Raw genomic sequence first — 18,194 nt, forward strand, 5'->3', positions numbered from 1 at the left:
ATGCTTTGCGCATGGCGAACGCGCGTTAACAAGGGACAGCGTCATGATCAAAGAATTCCGGGAATTCATCGCCCGCGGCAATGTCATCGACCTTGCCGTCGGCATCATCATCGGGGCGGCTTTCACGGCGATCGTGAATTCCGTGGTGGCCGATCTTATCAACCCGATCCTGGGCCTGCTGACCGGCGGTGTCGATTTCACCAACAAGTATTTCGTCCTGTCGGGCAATGTTCCCGAAGGCGCCAGCCTGGCGGCGGCCCGCAATTCCGGCGCGGCGGTCTTTGCCTATGGTTCCTTCGCGATGGCGGTGCTGAACTTCCTGATCATCGCCTGGGCGGTGTTCCTGCTGGTCAAGGCCGTGAATCGCCTTCAGACCATCGCCGCCAAACCGAAAGAGGAAGAGGTCGTCGTGGCCGCCCCCACGCAGGAAGAACTGCTGGCGCAGATCCGCGACCTGCTGGCCGACCGCACCGGCTGGCAGGACCACCCGGCGCCCCGCGCCTGATCCATTGCCCGGCGCGGTTCGCCCGCGCCGGGCGCCTTGCTTACTGCGCCAGAAGCCGGTCGGGGGTGATCGCCTCCAGCCCCAGGGCCTCGCCCACCGGGGCCGAGGTCAGGCGGCCGCCATGCGTGGACAGCCCGGCGCGCAGATGCGGATCGTCCTGCGCCGCCTGCCGCCAGCCCTTGTCGGCCAGGGCCAGCAGGAAGGGCAGCGTCGCATTGCCAAGCGCCTGGGTCGAGGTGCGCGCCACCGCGCCCGGCATGTTGGCCACGCAGTAATGCACTATGCCGTCAACCTCATAGATGGGATCCTGGTGGGTGGTGGCGCGGGATGTCTCGAAACAGCCGCCCTGGTCAATGGCCACGTCCACCAGCACCGCGCCGGGCTGCATGGTGGACAACTGGTCGCGCGTCACCAGCTTGGGCGCGGCCGCGCCGGGGATCAGCACCGCGCCGATCACCATGTCCGCCGTGCGGATCAGGTCGGCCGTGGCCGCCGCGCTGGAATATTGCGTGGTCAGCCGCCCCATGAAGATGTCGTCCAGGTATGACAGCCGCGCCACCGATCTGTCGGTGACGGTGACATTCGCGCCCATGCCCACGGCCACCCGCGCCGCCGCCGTGCCGACCACGCCGCCGCCGATGATCACCACATTGGCGGGCCGCACGCCCGGCACCCCGCCCAGCAAGACGCCGCGCCCGCCGTTGGCCTTTTGCAGCGCCCAGGATCCGACCTGCGGGGCCAGCCGCCCGGCGACCTCGGACATGGGCGCCAGCAAAGGCAGCCCGCCGCGCGCGTCCGTCACCGTCTCATAGGCGATGGCGGTGACGCCCGAGGCCAGCAGGTCGCGGGTCTGTTCGGGATCGGGGGCAAGATGCAGATAGGTGAACAGCACCTGCCCGTCGCGTAGCATCGCCCGTTCGGCGGCCTGCGGCTCCTTGACCTTGACGATCATCTCGGCGGCCGCAAAGACCGAGGCCGCGTCCGGCGCGATCCCCGCCCCGGCTGCGGCGTAATCCTCGTCCGTGAAGCCCGCGCCCAGCCCCGCGCCGGTTTCCACGACGACATCGTGACCCTTGGCGACGGCCTCAGTCACGGCGGCGGGCGTCATGCCGACGCGGAATTCCTGCGGCTTGATTTCCCTGGGGCAACCGATCTTCATGTTCATCCTCCCTTGTTTTGAGCCAGTGTGGCACCGACCGTCCGCAAGATGTTGCGGAGATTAGGCGCGGCCCAGGTCGGTGACGACGAAAAAACCCTGGCACCTTCCCGCTGGGTCGAAGATTATCCCGCCATGTCCGATCTCGATGCAATAGACCGCCGCATTCTGGCCCTGCTTCAGAAGGAAGGCCGAATCAGCAACGCCGAACTGGCGCTGCGGGTGCATCTGTCGCCGTCCGCCTGCCATCGCCGCGTCCAGCGGCTGGAGGAAGCCGGCGTGATCCACGGCTATGTGGCGCTGCTGGACGCGCGCAAGCTGCGCCGCCAGACCACCGTCTTCGTGGAAATCACCCTGTCCGGACAGGCGGACGAGGTGCTGGAGGCTTTCGAAAAGGGTGTGCGGGCGATCCCCGACGTGCTGGAATGCCACCTGATGGCCGGATCCGCCGATTACCTGCTGAAGATCGTGGTCGAGGATACCGACGATTTCGCCCGCATCCACCGCCAGCACCTGGCCCGCCTGCCGGGCGTGGCGCAGATGCATTCGTCCTTCGCGCTGCGCACGGTGTTCCGCACCACGGCGATCCCGGTGTAATCCATGAACCGCCGTCATCTGTTGGTCCTGCTGGCCGCCACGGCGGCAACCCCCGCGGGGGCCCAGCCGCGCCGCCGCGACCCGCCCCCGGAAATCGACCATCCCCGCGCCAGCCATTTCGCCTTTGGTCCTGAAGGCGGGCAATGGCGCATCTTCGTGGGCCTGCCCGACGCGCCGCCGCCGCCGCAGGGCTATTCCGTGATCCTGTCGCTGGACGGGGCCACCACCTTTCCGCAGTTCTGGACCCATCGGGAAACCCGCGCGCCGGGGGCGCCGGTGATCCTGTTCGGCATCAGCTATGAAGGTGCCAACCGCCGCTGGGCGGATCTGACTTCGCGCGCGATGGCGCCGGTGCTGCCGATCCTGGGTTATCGCAGCGCGCCGCGCGACCGCCTGACCGGAGGGCGAGAGGCGTTCCTGGCGATGATCGGGGACGAGCTTCTGCCGGAACTGGCCCGCCGCTATCCGCTGGATCAGGGCGACATGACCCTTTACGGCCATTCGCTGGGCGGGTTGTTCGTGCTGCACGCGCTGTTCAACCGTCCGCACCTGTTCGCCCGCCATGTCGCCGCCGACCCCTCGGTTTGGTGGAACGCGGGCGAATCGCAGCGCGAGGCGGCGGCTTTCGCCGGGGGGGTCGCGGCGGCGGGCGGACGGGTCGATCCTGGGATCCAGGTGATGATCGCCCAGGCAGGCCGGGCGCGGCAAAACCACCCCCACGATCCGACGTCGCTGGTGCGGATCCTGTCGGAGATCCGGGGACTGGACGTGATGTATCGCCCCTATCCGCAGGAAAACCACGGCTCTCTGATGGGGCCGTCCACGGCGGATGCCCTGGACCTGCACCTGCTTCGGTAGGGGGCCGATACGCAGACCCCCGCAGCTTGTGCCGCGGGGGTCTGACTGAAACGAAGATCGCGTCGTCTTGCAGGACGCCTTCGCGCTGCGTTCAGAGAGCGCCTTCGCGTTGCGCCTTCTTCCGCGCCAGCTTGCGGGCGCGGCGCACGGCCTCGGCCTGCTCACGGGCTTTCTTCACGGACGGTTTCTCGAAATGCTGCTTGAGCTTCATTTCGCGGAACACACCCTCGCGCTGAAGTTTTTTCTTCAGGGCACGAAGCGCCTGTTCGACGTTGTTGTCGCGAACATTGACCTGCATGTGGTTGTCACCACCTTCCTAGGTTAGAGTTGCAAGATTGCAGGATGCGCCCCCCTATCAAAGCCGGGCGCCCTTGTCCAGACCAGAGAGGTTGCCATGACCCGGACCGACCGCGACGCGCTTCTTGACGCCGCCCTGACCCATGTCCCGTTCGAAGGCATGAACGACCGCGCCCTGATGGCCGGCGCGCGCGACCTGGCCATGTCGCCCGACCTGGCGCGGGTGCATTTTCCGCAGGGCGGCGCGGGGCTGGCCGCCGCCTATCACCGCCGCGCGGACGCGATGCTGCGCGACAGCCTGTCCCAGACCCCGCCGGGCGGCCGGTTCCGCGACCGCGTGGCCGAGGCGATCTGGCGGCGGCTGATGCTGGTCGATGCCGAACTGGTGCGCGCAGGGGCAGCTACCCTGTCGCTGCCGCAGAACGCGGCACTGGCCGCGCGGCTGGTCTGGGAAACGGCGGATGTGATCTGGACGGGCCTCGGCGACACCTCGCGCGACGTGAACTGGTACTCCAAGCGCGCCACCTTGTCGGCGGTGATCAGCGCCACGGTGCTGTTCTGGCTGGGCGACGATTCGCCGGACCATGCGGAAACCCGCGCCTTCATCGACCGCCGCATCGACGGGGTGATGCGGTTCGAACAGGTCAAATCGACCTTGCGCAAGCTGCCGGGGGCGGCGACGCTGGCCTCGATGACCCTGGGCTGGATCCGCGCGCCGCAGTCGCGCGACCTGCCCGGCCGTAAGGAGAGAGAATGTTCCCCGACGCCATGACCGCGGTCGAGATCGCCGCTCCCGGCGATGCAGACATGCTGCGCGTGACCAGCCGTCCGGTCCCCGTGCCGCGCCACGACCAGATTCTGATCCGGGTGGCCTATGCCGGGGTCAACCGCCCCGACGTGCTGCAACGCCAGGGCAGCTATGCCCCGCCCTCCGATGCCTCCGACTTACCGGGGCTCGAAGCCTCGGGCGAGATCGTCGGCATGGGCGCGGGCGTGACCCGCTGGAAAAAGGGCGAACAGGTCTGCGCGCTGCTGCCGGGCGGCGGCTACGCCGAATATGCGGTCTGCCATGCCGACCATGCGTTGCGCATCCCCTATGGACTGTCCTTGCGCGACGGCGCCTGCCTGCCGGAAACCGCCTTCACCGTCTGGTCGAACGTGGTCACGCGCGGCCGCCTGACCGGGGGCGAGCGCTTCCTGGTCCATGGCGGAACGTCGGGCATCGGCATGATGGCGATCCAGGTCGCCCGTGCCCTGGGCGCCCGCGTCTTCGCCACGGCGGGCAGCGACCAGAAATGCGCGGCCATCGCGGCCCTGGGCGCTATCGCCATCAACTATCGCACGCAGGATTTCACCAAGGTCATCGCGGCCGAGGACGGCGCCGACCTGATCCTGGACATGGTCGGCGGCAGCTATATCCCCAGGAACATCCGCGCCCTAGCCCCGGACGGGCGGCTGGTGATGATCGCCTTCCTGGAAGGGCCGAAGGTCGAATTGAACTTCGCGCAGATCATGGCCAAGCGCCTGACCGTCACCGGATCGACCCTGCGCCCGCAATCGGATGCCGCCAAGGCCGAGATCGCCGAGGCGCTGCGCAAGAGCCTGTGGCCGCTGATCTCGGCCGGGACTGTCAGGGTCACGATCGACAGCGAATTCGCGCTGAAGGACGCGGCCGAGGCCCATCGGCGCATGGAAGGCAGCCAGCACATCGGCAAGATCGTGCTGAAGGTGGCGGGCGATGCCGACTGAGGCACCGGCAGGAGCCTCCGGCGGGGATATTTGAAGCACAGAAGATACAGGCAGGCACACAGACCTTGCGGGCGCTCGTCCCCAAGGTCTGTGGCATCTCCTGTGGCGGTCATCGGCGTCCCCGCCTGTACCGCCCGCCCATGATCACGCCAACAGGTTAAGAAACTCTGAACGCCACCGTCTTCTGTGCGAAAATATCCCGGGGGAGTCCGAAGGACGGGGGCAGCGCCCCTTTGTTTCAGCGCACCTGTTCCATCAGGACGCGCGGCCGGGAACAGTCCCGCCGCACGTCCGGCGCGCAGTCGCGCGGTTGCAGGTCGCGGGTCAGGCAGATGCGGACTTCGGCCAGGGCTTCGGCCTTGCAGGTGACGGTGATGCCGTCGGGCGCCAGATCCGGGTTCGCCTCGATGAAGGCGTCCTCGACCACAGCAGGGGGCAGGGTGATGTCGCGCGGCAGATCGTCGAAGGGCGCGGGGATGGCGATCCCTTCGGCAGCCGCGCGCAGCGTCGCATAATAGTCGCGCGCCGACAGGCCCGAGCAGCGGCCGTGCTTTTGCCACTGATGCCAGGCCAGGCCTGGATCCATGATGTCTGCCATCGCCTGCGTCTCGCGTCGGGAGGGGTCGCGTTCGCCGGTGCTGCAGTAATCCGGCCAGCCTTGTTCGTATTGCGGCCAGAGCCCGTGGACGGTGAAGTCCCGACCGCTGCCCCGGCGGCACTCGCGCGCGTCCCGCCCGTCGCCGGTGGTGCGGCACCAGCTTGGCTGCCAGCTGAGCGACAGCACGTAATAGTCGAAATCCCCCGCCACCCCGTCGGATCGGGCGGGGCCGGCCAGCAGCATCAGGAACAGCAGCGCGTGTTTCATGCCGCCACCTTGCATGGCGGCGGGGGCGTCGTCCATGGCGAGGATGCGAATCCTCTTTTCCCCGCGCGGCAGAATCGCTATATCACCTGTCAATTCCCCCCCGAAAACGAGGAATGGCAGCCGCCAAAAGCCGTTTTTCCGGCGAAGCCGCCTATTGTTCGGGGCTGACATGCGAAGGAGATTGACATGAGCAAGCCGCTGATGGCCAAGGCGACCGCCGTCTGGCTGGTGGACAATACCACGCTGAGCTTCAAGCAGATCGGCGATTTCTGCGGCCTGCACGAATTGGAAGTGCAGGGCATCGCCGATGGCGACGTGGCGGCGGGGGTCAAGGGCTATGATCCGGTGGCCTCGAACCAGCTTGACGCCGAGGAAATCCGCAAGGGCGAGGCCAGCCCGACCTATGTCCTGCGCCTGAAGCACAACCCCGCCGCCGAGGGCGAGGAAAAGCGCCGCGGGCCGCGCTATACGCCGCTGTCCAAGCGGCAGGACCGCCCCAATGCGATCCTGTGGCTGGTAAAGTTCCACCCCGAACTGGCCGATGCGCAGATCGCCAAGCTGGTGGGCACGACGAAGCCGACCATCGCCTCGATCCGCGAGCGCACGCACTGGAACATCCAGAACATGCAGCCCATCGACCCGGTGGCCCTCGGCCTGTGCCGCCAGACCGAACTGGACGCCGCCGTCCAGAAGGCCGCCAAGAAAAGCGGTTCGGGCGAGGTGATGAGCGATGACGAACGCCGCAAGCTGGTCAGCACCGAAACCTCGCTGGCCATGAGCGATGAGCCGCGCCTGCCCTCGTCCATCGCGGGGCTGGAGAATTTCTCGCTGACGCGGGACGAAGACAAGACCCCGGAGCCTGACCTGAACGCCGACAGCTTCTTCAACCTGCCCGACCGGGACGAGGATGACGAGGACGAGGACGGCCGGGGCCGTTGATCGCGTATCTCGTCCGCGCATGAAAAAGGCCGGTGCGGCGTTCCGCACCGGCCTTTTTCCATCCTGTTGCTTCAGGTATTGCGGCGAATCAGCCTGCCCAGGGCGATCAGGATGCAGGCGCCGATGACGGCGATGACCAATTGCCCGATGGCGCCGCCTGCCGTGGTGCCGAAGATCGCGCGGGCCAGCCAGTTGCCCAGCAGCGCGCCGACGATGCCCAGGATGATGTTCAGCAGCAGGCCGTGGTCGCTTTTCATGATCTTTTCTGCGATCCAGCCCGCGATGGCGCCCAAGATGATCGACAGAATCCAGCCAAAACCTTCCATGCACTTCCCCTTTTTCCAGATGACCCCGCTGGAACCGGAAGGGCGGGGCTTCGCCTGTCAATGCGCCCGGCCCACCTTGTGTTCCCTCAAGCGGCGGAAATCGTTGCGATCTGTCAGATCGACAGGCAGATGTATTTCAATTCCAGATAGTCCTCGATGCCGTGGCGGCTGCCCTCGCGGCCCAGGCCCGACTGCTTGACGCCGCCGAAGGGCGCCACCTCGGTCGAGATGATGCCGGTGTTCACGCCGACGATGCCGTATTCCAGCCCTTCCTGCACGCGGGTGATGCGGCCGATGTCGCGGGCGTAGAAATACGAGGCCAGGCCGAAGATCGTGTCATTGGCCTTGGCGATCACTTCGTCCTCGGTGTCGAAGCGGAACAGGGGGGCGAGGGGGCCGAAGGTTTCCTCGGTCGTGACCTTCATGCGGTCGGTGACGCCGGTGACGACGGTGGGTTTGAAGAACAGCCCCTCGATCCGTTCGCCGCCGGTGACGACCTGGCCGCCGCCGTCCAGCACGTCGCGGATATGCTCCTCGACCTTTTCGACGGCGCTTTCGTTGATCAGCGGGCCGGTGGTCACGCCTTCCTCCAGCCCGTCGCCCACGCGCAGCCTGTCGACCGCCGCCGCCAGCTTCTTGGCAAAGGCGTCGTAAACCCCCGCCTGGACATAGATGCGGTTCGCGCAGACGCAGGTCTGGCCGTTGTTGCGGAACTTCGACGCCATCGCGCCTTCGACCGCCGCGTCCAGATCGGCGTCGTCGAAGACGATGAAGGGCGCGTTGCCGCCCAGCTCCATCGAGCATTTCAGCACCTGGTCGGCGGCCTGGCGCAGCAGGATCCGCCCGACCTCGGTGCTGCCGGTGAAGGTCAGTTTGCGCACCAGCGGGTTTTCGCAGAACTCCTTGCCGATCTCGCTGGACCGTGACGAGGTGACGACCGACAGGATCCCCTTGGGCAGCCCCGCGCGTTCGCCCAGCACCGCCATCGCCAGGGCCGACAGCGGGGTTTCGGCGGCGGGGCGGGCGACGAAGCCGCAGCCCACGGCCAGGGCGGGACCGGCCTTGCGGGCGATCATGGCGTTGGGAAAGTTCCAGGGGGTGATCGATCCCACCACGCCGATCGGCTGACGGATCACCGTCAGGCGCTTGTCGGGCAGGTGGCCGGGGATCGTCTCGCCATAGACGCGCTTGGCTTCCTCGCCGAACCATTCGATGAAGCTGGCGCCATAGGCGATCTCGCCCTTGGCCTCGGGGAAGGGCTTGCCCATTTCCGCGGTCAGGATGCGAGCCAGGTCGTCCTGGTTTTCCATTATCAGGTCGAACCACCTGCGCATCACCTGCGCGCGATCCTTGGCCGTGCGGGCGGCCCAGCCCTTCATCGCCTCGGCCGCGGCCTGGATGGCGCGGGCAACCTCGGCGCGGCTGAGATCGGCGACCTTGGCGATCACGTCGCCGCGCGCCGGGTTCCGCACGTCGAAGGTGGCGCCGTCCGCCGCATCGACCCATTCGCCCGCCACAAAGGCGCGGGTCTCCAGCAGCGAGGGGTCGCGCAGCAGGGTCTTCAGGTCGGTTGAATGCTTGGTCATCGGGCTTCTCCTCGGGTTGGCCCATGATCAGCACGCGGTCGCGGCGATGTCAAAAGATCGCCGCAGGGCCGCGCGGATCGGAAAAAAATCGCGCATAGGGCGAAAGCGGTGAACCAATGGCAATCGGCTGCGTTGGACAGGCATCGTCAAGCTTCCCTCTTGGCGACCCTCTCTCTGATGGGGCGGCGTGCGGCTTGCACGTCGCCCTTTTCAGGCGCGCAGGCTGCGCCAGCAGGGTTGGCCATCGCCCGGCTGGGGGCTGGCGGCATGGACCGCCCGCGCAATCGCCCGCGCCAGGCAGGATGCGGCGGCATGGCCCAACAGGAACGGATCGGCGACCGGATCGGCCAGCGGCCTTGCGCCGGTCGAGACCGCAAAGACCAGATCGCCGTCGAGGGGCGTATGGCTGGGGACAAGCGCGCGCGCCATGCCGTCATGCGCGGCGGTCGCCAGCCGTTGCAGCGCGGGTTTGTCCAAGGCCGCGTCGGTGGCGACGATGGCGATGGTGGTGGCCTCTCCCATCCGCTTGGCGGGCTGCGGTTCGTGATCGGCCGGAAAGACGGCTGGCAGGCCAAGCCCGCCGAATTCCGCATCCAGCTCCCACGGTGCGGCCCAGAAATGCCGGGTCTCGCCGACCGTGGCGCGGCCCAGTGCGTTGACCACGACCAGCGCGCCCACCGTCGCGCCGCTGGCCAGCACCGCCGAGGCCGATCCCAGCCCGCCCTTGAGGTTCCCGGTCGTGGCCCCGGTCCCCGCGCCCGCCGTGCCGATGGCGAAATCCGGACCGGCGGCCTCGAAGGCAGCCCGCCCAAGCGCGGGATAGGGGTTCTGCGTCCACGCCTTGTCGCCGCCGTTCAGCAGGTCGAAGACGATGGCGCCCGGTACGATCGGCACCCGCGCCGCGCCCACGGCAAAGCCGCGCCCTGCCGCGCGCAGTCCCGCCATCACCCCGTCGCAGGCCGCCAGCCCGAATGCCGACCCGCCCGACAGCACAAGCGCATCGACCCCGCCCACCAGCTTGTCGGGGGCCAGCAGGTCGGTGTCCCGCGTCCCCGGCGCCCCGCCCATGACATGGACGGCCGCCGTGAACGGCTTGTCGCCGGTCAGGACCGTGACGCCGGATTTCAGGCGCGGATCAGTGGCATTGCCGACGCGCAGGCCGGGGATGTCTGTAATCAGGTTCAGCGGCCCCCGCTGCATGGGTTATCCTTTATCAGTCCGACAAAGCGGTTCGCGCTGATTTCTTATGCTTATCAAAGAGCCTTGTTGCAATGCACGATTTGGGGCGGCTTTGGCGTCGGCAGGGAAGGAGAATGCGGGTAAACTATTTTTGTCGGATTTAATGTATTAACTTTTGTTATATTTGGTCTGAATAATCTATTTATATTCGCAGGCCAATGTTTCGCTGATTCGCGCTGTCCTGGAATTCTGATCTGGAAAACGGCGGAACAGGCAGACGTAGGGATGAGTTACAATGGGGGAATATATCTCCCAGGTTGCATAATGCATCGCCATGTGGCGGCTTTGCCGCGCTGCGCCGCCGGAAAAACCTGGCCTGAGAGGTTTCCGGTCGTCCTGACCACCAAGGCGAAGCGGCGGGCCGGACGGTCCGCCGGTTCCTTTTGCAAAAGCGCCCTTGGTTACGGCGACCTTTACAGACCCCGGCGGCCCGCCTATCTAACGCAGCCATGGCCACGGATCCCGACAAGAACTACAAGATCATCGCCGAGAACCGGCGGGCGCGCTTCGATTACTTCATCGAAAGCGACCTTGAGGTCGGGATCGTCCTGACGGGGTCCGAGGTGAAGTCCCTGCGTACCGGCCAGTCGAACATCGCCGAAAGCTATGCCTCGGTCGAGGATGGCGAATTGTGGCTGATCAACGGCTATATCGCCGCCTACAAGCAGGCCGGCGTGTTCGGGCACGAGGAACGCCGCAAGCGCAAGCTGCTGGTCAGCCGCAAGGAACTGGCGCGGCTGTGGCAGGCCGTCGGGCGCGAGGGGATGACGCTGGTGCCGCTGGTGATGTATTTCAACCACCGCGGCATCGTGAAGCTGAAGATCGGCGTCGCCAAGGGCAAGAAGAACCACGACAAGCGCGAAACCGACGCCAAGCGCGACTGGAACCGCCAGAAGCAGCGGCTGCTGAAGCAGGGCTGACAGGCCATTGCGCGGGCGGGCATCGCCCTGTAGATCAGGCCCGCATCATGAGCGGAGAGGGCCATGCAGGACGATCCGAAAACGCTGGTCTCGACCGAATGGCTGGCGGCGCATCTGAACGATCCCGACCTGCGCATCCTGGATGCAAGCTGGCACATGCCCGCCACCGGCCGCGACGGCCGGGTCGAATATGACGCGGCGCATATTCCCGGCGCGCGGTTTTTCGACATCGACGCGATTTCCGACAAGCGGTCCGCCCTGCCGCACATGGCGCCGCCGGTGGAACTGTTCATTTCCCGGATGCGGGCGATGGGCGTGGGCGACGGGCATCAGGTCGTCATCTATGACAATTCCGACGTGCGCAGCGCCGCGCGGGCCTGGTGGACCTTCCGGCTGATGGGCAAGACCGACGTGGCGGTGCTGGACGGCGGCTTCGCCAAGTGGCAGGCCGAGGGCCGCCCGACCGAGGACATGCCGCCGATCCTGCGCGACCGCCACATCACCGTGCAGCGCCAGGCGGGGCTGGTGCGCGACGTGACCCAGGTCGCCGCCGCCAGCAAGCTGGGCGATCACGACATCGTCGACGCCCGCGCCGCCGAACGGTTCCGGGGCGAGGCGCCCGAGCCGCGCCCCGGCCTGCGGTCCGGCCATATCCCCGGCGCGAAGAGCGTCCCCTTCGGGCGGCTGCTGAACGCCGACGGCACGATGAAGGCGCCCGAGGCCCTGCGCGCGGAATTCGAGGCCGCCGGGGTCGATCTGAAAAAGCCCGTCATCACCAGTTGCGGCAGCGGCGTTACCGCCGCCGTGCTGTCCCTGGCGTTGGAGCGGATCGGGCACCGCAACCACTCACTTTACGACGGAAGCTGGACCGAATGGGGCAGCTTCCCCGACCTGCCCATCGCAACCGGAGACGCCTGATGCTGTCGAACCTCAAACCGCAAGCCCCCGATTCGATCCTGAAGCTGATCGAGGAATTCAAGGCCGATACCCGGCAGGGCAAGATCGACCTGGGCGTCGGCGTCTACAAGGATCCGCAGGGGGTGACGCCGGTCATGCGGGCGGTCAAGGCGGCGGAACAGCGGATCTGGGAAACCCAGACGACCAAGGCCTATACCGGGCTGGCCGGAGAGACGGATTACCGCGACGCCATGGCGCGGATGGTTTTGCGGGACGTGCCCTCGGACCGGCTGGCGTCGCTGGCGACGGTGGGCGGCACCGGCGCGATCCGGCAGGCGCTGGAACTGGCGCGGCTGGCCAATCCGGGGGTGACGGTCCATGTCTCGAACCCGACCTGGCCCAACCATCTGTCGATCATGACGTTCATGGGCCTGCCCTTCGTCGAATACCGCTATTTCGACCCCGAGACGCGCGGCGTCGATTTCGACGGGCTGAAGGCCGACATCGCCAAGGCCGGCAAGGGCGACATCGTGCTGCTGCACGGCTGCTGCCACAACCCGACCGGCGCGAACCTGACGCCGGAGCAATGGGCCGAGATCGCCGCGATCCTTGAAAAATCCGGCGCCATCCCGCTGATCGACCTAGCCTATCAGGGCTTCGGCGACGGGCTTGATGCCGATGCCGAGGCGACCCGCCTGATCGCCGCCCGCCTGCCCGAGGTGCTGATCGCCGCGTCCTGCAGCAAGAACTTCGGCATCTATCGCGAACGCACCGGCATCCTGTTCGCGTTGGCGGAAAACAGTGCCGCGCGCGATCTGGCGCAAGGCTCGATGGCGTTCCTGAACCGCCAGAACTATTCCTTCCCGCCCGACCATGGCGCCCGGATCGTCAGCACCATCCTGACGGACGAGGCCTTGCGCGCCGACTGGGCCGCCGAGCTGGAGGAGGTTCGGAACACCATGCTGGGGCTGCGCGCGCAACTGTCGTCCGAACTGCGCGTTCTGTCGGGCAGCGACCGCTTCGACTTCATCGGCCAGCATCGCGGCATGTTCTCGCGTCTGGGCGCGACGCCGGAACAGGTCCAGAAGCTGAAAACCGACGCGGCGATCTATATGGTCGGCGATTCGCGGCTGAACATCGCCGGGCTGAACCAGCATACGGTGCCGGTCCTGGCCCGCGCGATCATCGACGCGGGGATCTGATCAGCCCGGATCGCGGCGNCAGGACCGGGCCGTCGTCATCGAAGCCGATGGCCATGGCCCCGGTTTCCCGCAAGCGCGACTGGTCCAGCATCAGGCAGGGCCAGTCGCCCCCCTTGACCCTTGCCGCGACCACGACGATGCGCCCTGGCTGACAGGCGGCGGGGGCGCGGGTCTCGGCCCCCTTGCCGGTGAAATGCCAGATTTGCCAGCCCTGCGGCAGCGCGGCCATGCGGTCGCGCTTGTCGCCCTGCCAAGCGGGGCGGGCGGCCGATTGCTCTTGCGTGGCGATGTCGCCGTCCTCTTGCAGCCAGGTACTGACCACGAAGGCTCCGCCCGAGGGTTTTGAAGCTGCCCGGCCCTGCGCCGTCATCAGACCGACCGCCTCGCCCTCGGGTGCGACCAGCAGCAGCGGGCGGCTGGCGGTCAGCCAGATCGCGCACGAGGCCGCCAGCATCGCCATCCCGGCCAGCAATCCCGCGCCCGCCAGGCTGCGCCGCAGGGTCAGTCCCTGCCAGCACAGCACCGCCAGCGTCGCGCCGAAGCACATCAGCGGGATCACCGGCGCGGGGGGCAGGGGCAGGGCGGTGACCGCGCCGCCCAGGCCCGCCACATAGTCCGCGACCCACAGCATCCAGCGGGTGCCCAGGCCCATCACCCACAGCGCCGGACCCGCCAGCCCGATCGGGGCCAGCAGCGCGCCGATCACGCCCGCAGGCATCACCAGGGCGCCCATCACCGGCACCACCAGCAGGTTCGCCAGCAACCCGTATTGCGCCATCCGGTTGAAATGCGCCGCCGCCAGCGGCGAGGTGGCGATGGATGCCACCAGCGACGACACGATCAGCATCGCCACCGGCCGCAGCCAGAAGGGCATATGCGGCGACACCCGCGCCCAGGGACCGGCCGACAGGATCAGGGCGACGGTGGCCGCAAAGCTCATCTGGAAGCCGGGATGGGTCACGGCCTCGGGCGAATAGATCAGGATGATGGTCGCGGCCAGGGCGATGGTGCGCAGCGATACGGCCCGCCTGTCGGCGATGATCGCCAGCAGCATCACCGCGACCATCACGAAGGCCCGTTCGGTGGCGACCCCGCCGCCCGACAGCCACAGATAGGCGGCCGACGCGGCCAGCGCGCCAAGCGCCGCAAGCTTGTGGACCGCCTGCGGCAGCGGGGCGCCCAGGCCCTGCGCCAGCACCAAGGCCATGCGCAGGGCGGTATAGACGAAGCCCGCCAGCATCGACATGTGCAGCCCGGAAATCGAGATGATGTGATACAGGTTCGAGGCCCGCATGACCTCGTTCGTGGCTTCCTCGATCCCCGAGCGGTCGCCGGTCATCAACGCGGACGCGACGGCGCCTTCCTGGCCGCCGATTCCGTCCTGGATCGCCCGGCTGACCGCCATGCGCGCGCGGTGCATGGCCCACAGGCCGCCCTGGGCCGGTTCCACAGTCATGATGGGGGTGCGGGTATAACCCACGGCGCCCAGCCCCTCGAACCAGGCGAGCCAGCGGAAATCGAAGCTGCCCGGAGAGGCCGGGGCGGGCGGTGGGCCAAGATGGCCGGTCAGCATCACCCGCCGGCCCAGGGGCGGCAGCGGGTCGGTCTGGTCCATCAGCGACAGCCGCACCTTGTCGGGGGTGCGGTCGGGCGCGGTGTCCCGCAGCCCCACCCGGTCCAGCGTCAGCCGGATCCGGTCGCGGGCGGAACGGTCGATGTCCACCAGCCGCCCCTCAATGGGGCCGTAATAGCGCCATTCCATCACCGGCGCGGCAACCATCGCCGACCGCAGCCCGATCAGGCCGAAGCCCAGGATGCCCAGCAACAGCGCCATGGACCCGATCCGCAGCGCGTCGGCCAGCGGCCAGCCGATCCGCCCGCCTTCGGCCCAAGGCAGCGCGACCCGTCCCGCCGCAAGCGCCACCAACGCCAGTAGGCCAAGCGCGGTCCAGATACTGACGCCTGGCGCAACGGGCAGGGCGAACCACAGCGCGATCCCCGCCGCCATGCAGACCGGCACCCAGGCGAACAGACCGGCGCGCTGCGTGGCAGCCATCCGGGCGGGCCGCGCTGCCGCAGGGCGCGGCGCGGCCCGCGCGCCGGAAAACCCCGGCAGCGCGGTGATGTCGCCCTGGGCGGCAGCCATTCTTGTCCTTTCGCACCGGCTTCTCTATTCCTGCCGCGAAGGATGGCATGGACTGCTTACCAAAGCGTTAATGCCGCATCGACCCAAGGAAGGCCGCCATGTCCGATACCCAGGTTGTCACCCGCTTCGCGCCGTCCCCGACGGGATACCTGCATATCGGCGGGGCGCGCACGGCGCTGTTCAACTGGCTTTACGCGCGCGGCCGGGGCGGCAAGTTCCTGCTGCGGATCGAGGATACCGACCGCGCCCGGTCCACCCCCGAGGCGACCGAGGCGATCCTGAAGGGCTTGGCCTGGCTGGGCCTGGACTGGGACGGCGATCCGATCAGCCAGTTCGAGCGCCGCGACCGCCATGCTGCCGTCGCCCGCCAGATGCTGGCCGACGGCACGGCCTACAAGTGCTTTTCCACGCCCGAGGAAATCGCCGCCTGGCGCGAGGCCAACCCCCGCCAGCCGTTCCAAAGCCCCTGGCGTGACGCGACCGACCTGCCGGACCGCCCCTATGCGATCCGCCTGCGCGCGCCGCGCGACGGCGAGACGGTCATCGACGATGCCGTGCAGGGCCAGGTCCGGGTCGCCAACGACCAGCTGGACGACATGATCATCCTGCGTTCGGACGGCACGCCCACCTATATGCTGGCGGTGGTGGTGGACGATCACGACATGGGCGTGACCCATGTGATCCGGGGCGACGACCACCTGACCAACACCTTCCGGCAGGTGCAGATCTTCGACGCGATGGGCTGGCCGCGCCCGGTCTTCGCCCATATCCCGCTGATCCACGGCGAGGACGGCAAGAAGCTGTCGAAACGCCACGGCGCCGTGGGCCTGCATGAATTCGCGGCCCTGGGCTATCCCCCTGCGGCGATGCGCAATTACCTGGCGCGGCTGGGCTGGAGCCATGGCGACGACGAATTGTTCGACGACGCCCAGGCGCGCGACTGGTTCGACCTGCCGGGCATCGGCCGGGCGCCCGCGCGGCTGGACTTCAAGAAACTGGAGCATGTGAGCGGCCACCATATCGGCGCCATGGCGGATGCGGATCTGCTGGCTGCCCTGGACGATTTCCTGTCGGAAACCGGGGCACCTGCGCTGACGCAGCGTCAAAGGGATCGGGTCGCCGCAGCGCTTCCGGCGTTGAAGGAAAAGGCGAAAACCCTGCCGCAACTTCTGGACCAGGCGCGATTCGCCCTGATCGACCGGCCGGTCGAGATGGACGAAAAAGCGTCGAAGTCTCTGGACACGGTATCCCGTGGTATGCTGTCCACATTGACTGCCGCAGTGCAGCATGTTAGCTGGACCCGAGACGAGCTGGAGGGGGCGGCCAAGCGGGTCGCCGAGGAGAACGGCGTGGGCTTGGGCAAACTTGCGGCGCCGTTGCGCGCCGCCTTGGCCGGCCGGACGACAACCCCCAGCGTGTTCGACATGATGACGGCGCTAGGCCGCGAGGAATCGCTGGCCCGGCTTCAGGACCAGACGGAATTGGCAGGCTGACGCCTGCCCTTACATGCCAGGGTCGTCCCTGCGAAGTCGCCCTCCGCGCGCGCAAAGGTCGGCCCGGCCCAGCCGGAAAGGACGCTTTGGATGGCCGACGCGAAGACCGCCACACTCAAGATCAACGACGCCGAATACGAGCTGCCGATCCTTCATCCCACCCAGGGACCGGACGTGCTGGACATCCGCAAGCTGTACGGGCAGGCGGATGTGTTCACCTATGACCCCGGCTTCACCTCGACCGCAAGCTGCGATTCGACCATCACCTTCATCGACGGCGACAAGGGCGAATTGTGGTATCGCGGCTATCCCATCGAACAGCTTGCCGCCAAGTCGCATTACCTGGAAGTCTGCTATCTGCTGCTGTACGGCGATCTGCCCACCGCCGAGCAGATGGAGGATTTCGAGCGTCGCGTGACCCGTCACACGATGGTTCACGAACAGATGCACAACTTCTTCCGCGGCTTCCGCCGCGACGCGCATCCCATGGCGACCATGGTGGGCGTGGTCGGCGCGATGTCGGCCTTTTATCACGATTCGACCGACATCAACGATTCCTGGCAGCGCGAGGTCGCCTCGATCCGGTTGATCGCCAAGCTGCCGACCATCGCCGCGATGGCCTATAAGTATTCGATCGGCCAGCCCTTCGTCTATCCGCAGAACGAACTGGATTACGCCAGCAATTTCCTGCACATGTGCTTCTCGGTCCCGGCCGAGAAATACCATGTGGACCCGGCCCTGGCCCGTGCCATGGACCGTATTTTCACGCTGCACGCCGATCACGAACAGAACGCCTCGACCTCGACCGTGCGCCTGGCGGGGTCGTCGGGGGCCAATCCCTTCGCCTGCATCGCGGCGGGGATCGCCTGCCTGTGGGGTCCGGCGCATGGCGGGGCCAACCAGGCCGCCCTGGAAATGCTGCGCGAGATCGGGACGGTGGACCGGATCCCCGAATTCATCGCCCGCGCCAAGGACAAGAGCGATCCTTTCAAGCTGATGGGCTTCGGCCACCGGGTCTACAAGAACTTCGACCCGCGCGCCAAGGTGATGAAGGAATCCGCCGACGAGGTTCTGGACCTGCTGGGCGTCCATGACAACCCGACGCTGCAAGTGGCGAAGGAGCTGGAAAAGATCGCGCTGGAGGACGAGTACTTCATCGAGAAGAAGCTGTATCCCAACGTCGATTTCTATTCCGGCATCATCCTGGAGGCGATGGGCTTCCCGACCTCGATGTTCACGCCGATCTTCGCGCTGTCGCGGACGGTGGGCTGGATCGCGCAGTGGAAGGAAATGATCGCCGATCCGCAGAACAAGATCGGCCGCCCGCGCCAGCTTTATGTGGGCGAAGGCAAGCGCGACTATGTGGATGTAGGCGCGCGCTGATCGGTCGCAGGTTTTCAAAGGCCCCTTCGGGGGCCT

18 protein-coding genes are annotated in these 18,194 nt (G+C 67.2%); 11 read left to right on the forward strand and 7 right to left on the reverse strand.

Annotated features, from left to right (window positions below):
* The first annotated feature begins 43 nt into the window (after positions 1 to 43).
* A complete protein-coding gene (gene mscL / locus ACTJI6_RS07405) occupies positions 44 to 505 on the forward strand; it encodes a large conductance mechanosensitive channel protein MscL (RefSeq protein WP_440799225.1) in 462 nt (153 codons plus the stop codon).
* Between the two features lie 40 nt (positions 506 to 545).
* Here mscL and ald read toward each other — a convergent pair whose 3' ends face one another.
* The gene (gene ald, locus ACTJI6_RS07410; protein ID WP_440799227.1) at positions 546 to 1,664 is read right to left on the reverse strand and encodes an alanine dehydrogenase; all 1,119 of its coding nucleotides are present in this window, start codon (positions 1,662 to 1,664) and stop codon (positions 546 to 548) included.
* A 132-nt stretch (positions 1,665 to 1,796) separates the two neighbouring features.
* Here ald and ACTJI6_RS07415 point away from each other — a divergent pair, with 132 nt between their 5' ends.
* Both ACTJI6_RS07415 and ACTJI6_RS07420 read left to right on the forward strand, forming a co-directional pair.
* A complete protein-coding gene (locus ACTJI6_RS07415; protein WP_126153660.1) occupies positions 1,797 to 2,258 on the forward strand; it encodes an Lrp/AsnC family transcriptional regulator in 462 nt (153 codons plus the stop codon).
* A 3-nt stretch (positions 2,259 to 2,261) separates the two neighbouring features.
* The gene (locus tag ACTJI6_RS07420; protein WP_440799229.1) at positions 2,262 to 3,116 is read left to right on the forward strand and encodes an alpha/beta hydrolase; all 855 of its coding nucleotides are present in this window, start codon (positions 2,262 to 2,264) and stop codon (positions 3,114 to 3,116) included.
* A 91-nt stretch (positions 3,117 to 3,207) separates the two neighbouring features.
* On the opposite strand, the gene rpsU is transcribed toward ACTJI6_RS07420, so the two are convergent.
* Positions 3,208 to 3,414: a 30S ribosomal protein S21 gene (gene rpsU / locus ACTJI6_RS07425; protein WP_126153662.1), complete on the reverse strand. Its 207-nt coding sequence runs from the start codon at positions 3,412 to 3,414 to the stop codon at positions 3,208 to 3,210.
* 96 nt (positions 3,415 to 3,510) lie between these two features.
* On the opposite strand from rpsU, the gene ACTJI6_RS07430 reads away from it, so the two are divergent.
* Together ACTJI6_RS07430 and ACTJI6_RS07435 are read left to right on the forward strand one after the other, a co-directional pair.
* Entirely contained in the window at positions 3,511 to 4,185 is a 675-nt protein-coding gene (locus ACTJI6_RS07430) for a COQ9 family protein (protein ID WP_440799231.1), read from the forward strand.
* Positions 4,167 to 5,162, forward strand: coding sequence for an NAD(P)H-quinone oxidoreductase (locus ACTJI6_RS07435; RefSeq protein ID WP_440799233.1), 996 nt, complete (start codon positions 4,167 to 4,169; stop codon positions 5,160 to 5,162). Before ACTJI6_RS07430 ends, ACTJI6_RS07435 begins: the two co-directional genes overlap by 19 nt.
* 238 nt (positions 5,163 to 5,400) lie before the next feature.
* Here the strand turns inward: ACTJI6_RS07435 and ACTJI6_RS07440 are convergent, their stop codons facing one another.
* On the reverse strand, positions 5,401 to 6,063 hold the full coding sequence (locus tag ACTJI6_RS07440; RefSeq protein WP_440799235.1) for a ribonuclease T2 family protein: 663 nt from the start codon (positions 6,061 to 6,063) through the stop codon (positions 5,401 to 5,403).
* Positions 6,064 to 6,213: 150 nt separating this feature from the next.
* Between ACTJI6_RS07440 and ACTJI6_RS07445 the strand changes: the two genes are divergently transcribed.
* Positions 6,214 to 6,966, forward strand: coding sequence for a DUF1013 domain-containing protein (locus tag ACTJI6_RS07445; RefSeq protein WP_440799237.1), 753 nt, complete (start codon positions 6,214 to 6,216; stop codon positions 6,964 to 6,966).
* 71 nt (positions 6,967 to 7,037) lie between these two features.
* Here the strand turns inward: ACTJI6_RS07445 and ACTJI6_RS07450 are convergent, their stop codons facing one another.
* The 3 genes from ACTJI6_RS07450 to ACTJI6_RS07460 form a co-directional block, all read right to left on the reverse strand.
* Positions 7,038 to 7,292, reverse strand: a complete 255-nt coding sequence (locus ACTJI6_RS07450) for a GlsB/YeaQ/YmgE family stress response membrane protein (RefSeq protein ID WP_126153666.1) — start codon at positions 7,290 to 7,292, stop codon at positions 7,038 to 7,040.
* 113 nt (positions 7,293 to 7,405) lie between these two features.
* Positions 7,406 to 8,878, reverse strand: coding sequence for an NAD-dependent succinate-semialdehyde dehydrogenase (locus ACTJI6_RS07455; protein ID WP_440799239.1), 1,473 nt, complete (start codon positions 8,876 to 8,878; stop codon positions 7,406 to 7,408).
* Between the two features lie 210 nt (positions 8,879 to 9,088).
* Positions 9,089 to 10,078 (reverse strand): P1 family peptidase, encoded by a 990-nt coding sequence (locus ACTJI6_RS07460; protein WP_440799241.1) that lies wholly within the window; start codon positions 10,076 to 10,078, stop codon positions 9,089 to 9,091.
* 488 nt (positions 10,079 to 10,566) lie between these two features.
* Between ACTJI6_RS07460 and smpB the strand changes: the two genes are divergently transcribed.
* From smpB to ACTJI6_RS07475, 3 genes are all read left to right on the forward strand, one after another.
* On the forward strand, positions 10,567 to 11,037 hold the full coding sequence (gene smpB / locus ACTJI6_RS07465) for an SsrA-binding protein SmpB (protein ID WP_126153670.1): 471 nt from the start codon (positions 10,567 to 10,569) through the stop codon (positions 11,035 to 11,037).
* A 63-nt stretch (positions 11,038 to 11,100) separates the two neighbouring features.
* Positions 11,101 to 11,955 (forward strand): 3-mercaptopyruvate sulfurtransferase, encoded by an 855-nt coding sequence (gene sseA, locus ACTJI6_RS07470; protein WP_440799243.1) that lies wholly within the window; start codon positions 11,101 to 11,103, stop codon positions 11,953 to 11,955.
* Positions 11,955 to 13,136: an amino acid aminotransferase gene (locus tag ACTJI6_RS07475; RefSeq protein WP_440799245.1), complete on the forward strand. Its 1,182-nt coding sequence runs from the start codon at positions 11,955 to 11,957 to the stop codon at positions 13,134 to 13,136. The genes sseA and ACTJI6_RS07475 overlap by 1 nt, the downstream gene beginning before the upstream one ends.
* Here ACTJI6_RS07475 and ACTJI6_RS07480 read toward each other — a convergent pair.
* Positions 13,117 to 15,282, reverse strand: a complete 2,166-nt coding sequence (locus ACTJI6_RS07480; protein ID WP_440799247.1) for a ComEC/Rec2 family competence protein — start codon at positions 15,280 to 15,282, stop codon at positions 13,117 to 13,119. The genes ACTJI6_RS07475 and ACTJI6_RS07480 overlap by 20 nt on opposite strands.
* A 98-nt stretch (positions 15,283 to 15,380) precedes the next feature.
* Here ACTJI6_RS07480 and gltX point away from each other — a divergent pair, with 98 nt between their 5' ends.
* Together gltX and gltA are read left to right on the forward strand one after the other, a co-directional pair.
* The gene (gene gltX / locus ACTJI6_RS07485) at positions 15,381 to 16,775 is read left to right on the forward strand and encodes a glutamate--tRNA ligase (protein ID WP_440799249.1); all 1,395 of its coding nucleotides are present in this window, start codon (positions 15,381 to 15,383) and stop codon (positions 16,773 to 16,775) included.
* A gap of 90 nt (positions 16,776 to 16,865) precedes the next feature.
* A complete protein-coding gene (gene gltA, locus ACTJI6_RS07490; protein ID WP_440799251.1) occupies positions 16,866 to 18,158 on the forward strand; it encodes a citrate synthase in 1,293 nt (430 codons plus the stop codon).
* The last annotated feature ends 36 nt before the right edge of the window (positions 18,159 to 18,194 follow it).

Source organism: Paracoccus sp. 22332 (assembly GCF_052045125.1).
Taxonomy (GTDB): domain Bacteria; phylum Pseudomonadota; class Alphaproteobacteria; order Rhodobacterales; family Rhodobacteraceae; genus Paracoccus; species Paracoccus haematequi_A.